The sequence below is a fragment of the candidate division KSB1 bacterium genome, assembly GCA_022562085.1.
Classification (GTDB): domain Bacteria; phylum Zhuqueibacterota; class Zhuqueibacteria; order Oceanimicrobiales; family Oceanimicrobiaceae; genus Oceanimicrobium.
This window is the reverse complement of record JADFPY010000299.1, coordinates 1-5,747: the sequence shown is the minus strand read 5'-3', so window position 1 is coordinate 5,747 and position 5,747 is coordinate 1. Positions and strand designations below refer to the sequence as shown.

6 protein-coding genes are annotated in these 5,747 nt (G+C 44.2%); 4 read left to right on the top strand and 2 right to left on the bottom strand.

Annotated elements, in window-relative coordinates; translation table 11 throughout:
• The first annotated feature begins 30 nt into the window (after positions 1–30).
• Positions 31–1,191 carry an FAD-dependent oxidoreductase gene (locus tag IH879_18565; GenBank protein MCH7676929.1) on the top strand — a complete coding sequence of 387 codons (1,161 nt, stop codon included), beginning with the start codon at positions 31–33 and terminating at the stop codon, positions 1,189–1,191.
• A 178-nt stretch (positions 1,192–1,369) separates the two neighbouring features.
• On the opposite strand, the gene IH879_18560 is transcribed toward IH879_18565, so the two are convergent.
• Positions 1,370–1,870, bottom strand: a complete 501-nt coding sequence (locus IH879_18560; GenBank protein ID MCH7676928.1) for a hypothetical protein — start codon at positions 1,868–1,870, stop codon at positions 1,370–1,372.
• A gap of 864 nt (positions 1,871–2,734) precedes the next feature.
• Entirely contained in the window at positions 2,735–2,905 is a 171-nt protein-coding gene (locus IH879_18555) for a hypothetical protein (GenBank protein MCH7676927.1), read from the bottom strand.
• 64 nt (positions 2,906–2,969) lie between these two features.
• Here IH879_18555 and IH879_18550 point away from each other — a divergent pair, with 64 nt between their 5' ends.
• The 3 genes from IH879_18550 to IH879_18540 all read left to right on the top strand — a co-directional run.
• On the top strand, positions 2,970–3,134 hold the full coding sequence (locus IH879_18550) for a hypothetical protein (protein MCH7676926.1): 165 nt from the start codon (positions 2,970–2,972) through the stop codon (positions 3,132–3,134).
• 195 nt (positions 3,135–3,329) lie between these two features.
• Positions 3,330–5,174: a SpoIIE family protein phosphatase gene (locus IH879_18545; GenBank protein ID MCH7676925.1), complete on the top strand. Its 1,845-nt coding sequence runs from the start codon at positions 3,330–3,332 to the stop codon at positions 5,172–5,174.
• A 273-nt stretch (positions 5,175–5,447) separates the two neighbouring features.
• On the top strand, positions 5,448–5,747 hold a 300-nt coding region (locus IH879_18540; protein MCH7676924.1), incomplete at its 3' end, for a hypothetical protein.

The window sequence follows — 5,747 nt, the reverse complement described above, 5'->3', positions numbered from 1 at the left end:
TTTTTTTGGGAATTAATTAGGTTAATAACTATGACAAAAACAATTCTAATAATTGGCGGTTCTTTTGGAAGCATAAAAGCTGCCTGGACTTTGCGCCATCTCCTTGATGAAAAGCATCGTATTATTATTATTTCGGATAAGCCACGAACTACATTCAGAGCCTCATTTCCAAGAGTTATTTTCGAGAATCTCGACCCTGAAAAAATCACTATGGATTTGTCTGAAAATTTCAAAAATACGGGAATCGAATTCATCTGTGATCCAATGGCATCAATAGATCAGGACAACAATCAGGTAATCTGTGAGAATAATAATTATCAATTTGACTATCTTATTTTGGCAACAGGAGCACGACACGCTTACGAATTTCTACCAGGCTCGCGTGAATTTGGCCTGTCTGTATGTGATATTTCAAGAATACTTGAAACTAGAGAAGCCCTCTTAAATTTTGACCGTGGAAACTTTTTTGCTGGAGTTGGTGCTGCACCCTGCGATGGTCCTCCAATGGAAATTATAATGGACCTTCATCACCTCTTGAGTGAAAAAGGGAAACGCGATAATGTAAAACTAAATTATATCACTGATAAGGGGCAACTTCTTCCTCCTGGGGGGCCTAAAGTTTGGAAATATTTGGATGAACATTTTAATAGAAAAAATATTAACGTACACCGGAATGTTCATTTAACAAAACTTGATAAGGATACGCTATATTTTAAAGACGGTAAAACTATGCCCTATGACATATGCCTGTTGGTTCCACCCTTTCGCGGAATTCACGCATTACAAAATTCGGATTTAATAGATGAGCGCGGCTTTGTACCTGTGCACATGAAAAACATGCTAGCCAAAGACTCTAAGAATAAAAATATTTACGCTGTAGGAGATTGTATCGGTAACCCTGGTCCTAAACAAGGCCATTTAGCATTAATGCAAGCTACTGTAGCCTCGGAGCATATTGCCTGGAGAATAAATCAAACAGGGATAGTGAGAATGTACCTACCAGAATTCAAATGTGTAATGGATCAAGGTGGAGGAATTGGACTACATCTATATTCACAACACATGTCGGAAGGAGATGGTTTAAAAATCGAACTTGGTGAAGAACCTTATAAATCAAAAATTCGATTTGAAGAGATTTTTATGGAGAAAAAGGGAGATATTGGAGAACTCCATCATCAAATGGTTAAATAAGAAACTAGGACAACGTCATCCCGACTAAAGAAAGAATAGGCCTTTTGACGACATTTTTTTAGTGTTTTAGGTTTGTTTGGTGGGTTTTATCGTGCCTTCACGCAAATTTTTGTTTAAACAATCGTCACTTAATACCCTAAATTCAGCCGAAGGCTTTTTTTAGGCTAAATGCAGTTTCTTAGTAAACTGCGGAAAGTTCTTTGGGTAAAACTTTTTCAATATTGACTTTTTGATCGGTGTAGATATTGTAAGCATAAACTAATTCCGCCAAATTCATTTTCTCGATATTTAATTCCGAAAACTCGCTACCCTGCCGAATCATTCCTTTGACTTCTATAAGCTTCTTGCCGATTTGTTCGAAGTAATAGGTTGCCATAGACTCTTTAATCAAAACCTTAACTGCGCCATCGACTTTTTCGTGTTTTTCATCCAGAGATTTAAGGTTCTTTTTTGAGTGATACTCATTTAGGTTTTTCGCCAACTCATCGTCTATTCCCATGTAACTGACGCTGTCGCTTTGCGCCTCAGAAGTTACTTTGGTGCGAATATAGTGCTCAACAAATTTTCTCTCCCCTTCAGTAATTTCCCGATGCGAAAAATAAGTGAGCGTAGTTGAAGCCTGACCATAGTGAACTTCAATCATCAAATCTGAACGCAAAAAGTAGAATAATTCTTTCATAGATTTCATACCTATTTTTTGTTTAACGAATGCCGCTTATTTATAATTGCATTGCTTTAACAAGTATGCCACTGTGAAAATGTCTATTTTCAATGTGCTTAAGTATAAATAGTTGGTTGCCAGGGACAGGGATGGAATTTTTGAATTTTCTCATCTTTGGACTCCTTGTTAATTAAGTGACTCGAATTTTGAGAAGCGCGTAAGTGTTTGATCTAATTTTCATCATCATTCTCCTATGATGTGATTATATAAAGTAATAGCGTAATCATGTCACCCCCCACTCTATGCAAGGTCGATGCCAAACTTATTTTTTCTTCATAAGTTATTATAATGACAATGACTTATAACTTTTAGTTTCGCGGTCAGAAAATGAGGGCAATTTGCTAAACTCAGCCAACTATTTGCTCATATCAGCCAATTGGCTGAAATGAGCCAACATTTGAAGAACACAGCGTGCGGTTGTTGTGTGGGGTTAAGGAAAAATCGTTTAATGACGATAATTGACAACGCATTTCAACTGATACTCTTTGCCGAACGCAATTACTTAGTACACGACCCAGAGTTGAAGAGTTTAAAATGGATGGTTGATGACGTGAACAGTCTGCGTGAGAAAATTGACTCTATTGAGAATTCATTAAAGAACCCTCACAAAGTCAAGCGAGGGATAGTCACTGGAAGATTTCGTACAATTACTTAACGAAACAGGCTGGACTCGAAAAAGAGCAGGCAAGAGACCTCCTCAGAAGGACTGCTCTTGTAGACAATATAATTCCAGGTTTCTTCACATTTAATCTTTATTACGATGATGTCTTCTTAACCACACTTACTCTAGGTGAAGCAAAGATCTCGCCTACTACAGTTCGCTTAATGGAGAACAAAAAAGAAATTAATCAGGTGTGAGCCGAGACTTAGCGTGGAATACCGCAAAATCAGCTCATGGCCCCTGGCGCTTGAGTCGTAGTCCTGCACTCTCGATTGCGTTGCCCGGTCGGTACTTTGACGCTTTAGGGTTGCCACGTTTATACGTTCGGACAACTTAACCAGCCGAACCGCCTTGGTACGTGATCCGTACGCCAGGTGGTGTGGGAGGAGCGGGGTCGTGAGGCCTCGCCCTATCCCGATTATACTTTATGAAAACGAGGATTATCTAACAATGATTGGTAAAACCATTTCCCACTACAAAATCCTCAAAAAGCTCGGCGAAGGCGGCATGGGCGTGGTCTATAAGCCGAAGACACCAAACTGCAACGCCATGTGGCGTTGAAATTTCTGCCGCAGCACCTGAGTCAAGATGATGAAAGTAAAAGCGTTTCATTCACGAGGGCAAAGGATTTTCGGCCACGCCTCTAGGAAAATTGTTGCTAAATTAACGCTAATTGCTATCTTAATCGATAAATGACGTTGGTGTAAAAGGGACATATTTTCTACGTTATAAATTGAAATTCTCATTGCAAACACAATGAACAAAGCCAAAGACAGCGACCGGCAAAATTCCAATTTGGCGGCGCTTAAAACCATCGCCGAAACCTTAAACCAAGCTCTCGACCTAAACCAAGCTCTGCACGATTCGCTTGAGATCATTTTGAAAATTCTAGGCCTCAATGCCGGCTGGGTTTTCCTGACAAATCGCGACAATACGACCTTCACTTTGGCCGCGAATCACGGGCTGCCTCCTGCGCTGAAACATCCCGGACGGGTCTGGAAAGGCGGCTGCCGCTGCAACAGACTGGCATGCGAAGATAAACTGACCGAAGCCGTGAACATCGTCTACTGCAGCCGCATCGAACATTCCAAAGGGGATCGACAAAATCTGGTGGACCACGCCAGCATACCTTTAGAAACGCCACGGGCCCAAATCGGCATATTGAATGTCGCGACCGCCGCCGGACGTCTATTTTCAGATGAAGAATTGCAACTGCTGACCACGGTCGGCAATCAAATGGGTGTGGCCGTGGAACGCGCACGCATTTTCGAGCAGACCCGGGATCAAAGGATTCAAGAACAGGCGGCCCTGTTAACCCTTTCGAATGCTTTGCTAAATACGCAAAATTTGGAAGCGATTTTGGGACAAGTTGTCAAGGTGACAGCGGAAATCTTTGCCGCGGATGTGTGCGCGCTCATGCTGCACGAAGCAAATGGAGGCACAAGAAAGCTCGCCAGCACCGGGCTCAAGCCTAAGCAAGAAGTTTTTCTGGAAAAGCCCTGGAACGAATCTGGCGCCGGACAAACGTTCCTGCAGCTTGGCCGCTCCGGTCAAATTTCCCTGCAAGAGCGCGGTGAACCCAGTTTGAGATTGTTTCCTCTTGAGGAGCCTATTCCACCGGAAGCTTCGACAAGCATCATTGAAGATCGTGCGATGTGGCAATTCTGGAGCGAAGTGGGTTGTCGGTCCATTTACCTTGCGCCGATTCAGAGTATTTCTCAGAACCATCCCATTGGACTGCTTTTGGTCGCCCATAAAACGCCGCGCAAGGTGGCCGAAGCCGAAGTGCACCTAACCAATCTGCTGGCCAATCAAGCTTCTCTGGCCATCGAGCAAACCGAGCTCCACGAAATCCGGCTGGCGCAGGAAGCTTTGGAAAAAGAACTGAGCATGGCGCAAGAAATCCAACACAGCTTCTTACCTGAGGCGACCCCGAAAATACCGGGTTGGGAAATCGCCACCTATTATCAATCGGCTAAACATGTGGGCGGCGACTTTTATGACTTCATCCCGTTAAAAAATGCCAACTTGGGTATCGTCATTGCTGATGTTGCGGACAAGGGCGTTCCGGCGGCGTTAGTGATGGCCCTTTCCCGAACGCTGGTTCGCGGCATCGCAATACAAGACAACTCTCCGGCCCAGGTTCTGTGCCGGGCCAATGAAATGCTCATGACCGAATCGCGCAACAGGCGTTTCATTACTCTTTTTTATGCCGTTCTCAACCCGAAAACCGGCGCCCTGACTTGTGCGCGGGCCGGTCACCACCCACCTTATGTTTGGCAAGCTTCGGAATCGGAATTTCGTGCGCTTCAACCGGCCGGCATGGCGCTGGGAATTGTTGCCAAGATCAGCCTCGAAGAGGAAACTCTCACGATTCAGAAAAACGATATTTTCGTGCTCTACACCGATGGCGTTACCGAGGCCATGAATTCCAAGCAGGAAGAGTTTTCCGAAGAGCGTTTGATGACTCTCATTAAGCAGCATCACCGGCTTTCGGCGGAAAAGTTAGTGAAAAAGATTCAAAAGGAAGTGGAGAATTTCAGGGCGGGTTCCGAGCCCTCGGATGATTTCACGTTGCTGGTTATCAAACGACTGAAATAATCCCAAAATCCCAAAATTGCGTATTATAAGCAGCGAAGATGGTCAGCCTGGGCAGGCTCAAGAAACGAAAATACTCAGTCATCGAAGAGCGCTATAAACAAATTGAGTCGATTTTTTGTCTAACACTGGTTTGAACCCTGACAAAACCGCGTAAGCTTTTGACTAAATTTGCGACTTAGTCATGACGGTTTCGCAGGTTAAACCAAGCACGTTAGCACCATAAAACTTGCAAAAAGATTCTAAAGCAGTCCAGCCGCAAATACGGAGATCATCATGAAAAAGTTAACCCTTAGGTATGCTTTGACCCTGGTGGTTGGAATCTTCATTGGAGGGACCATCATAACCGGTCTCCAAGAGCAAGGCCAAGAACGACGCCTGGAAGCTCCCGGCGTGACGGGACATCAAACGGCAACCGCACCCGCAGGCGGATACGTGCTGAAGTACGGCGAAGGAGAGGTCACTTCTCCAGCGGGGGACGGCTTGTACATTACGAAGGCGAGCCCCAGGACCGGTACGCAAGGTGTCGTGATGTTCTACGACGAAGAGACAGGTGGTGAGACATCAGGAATACAT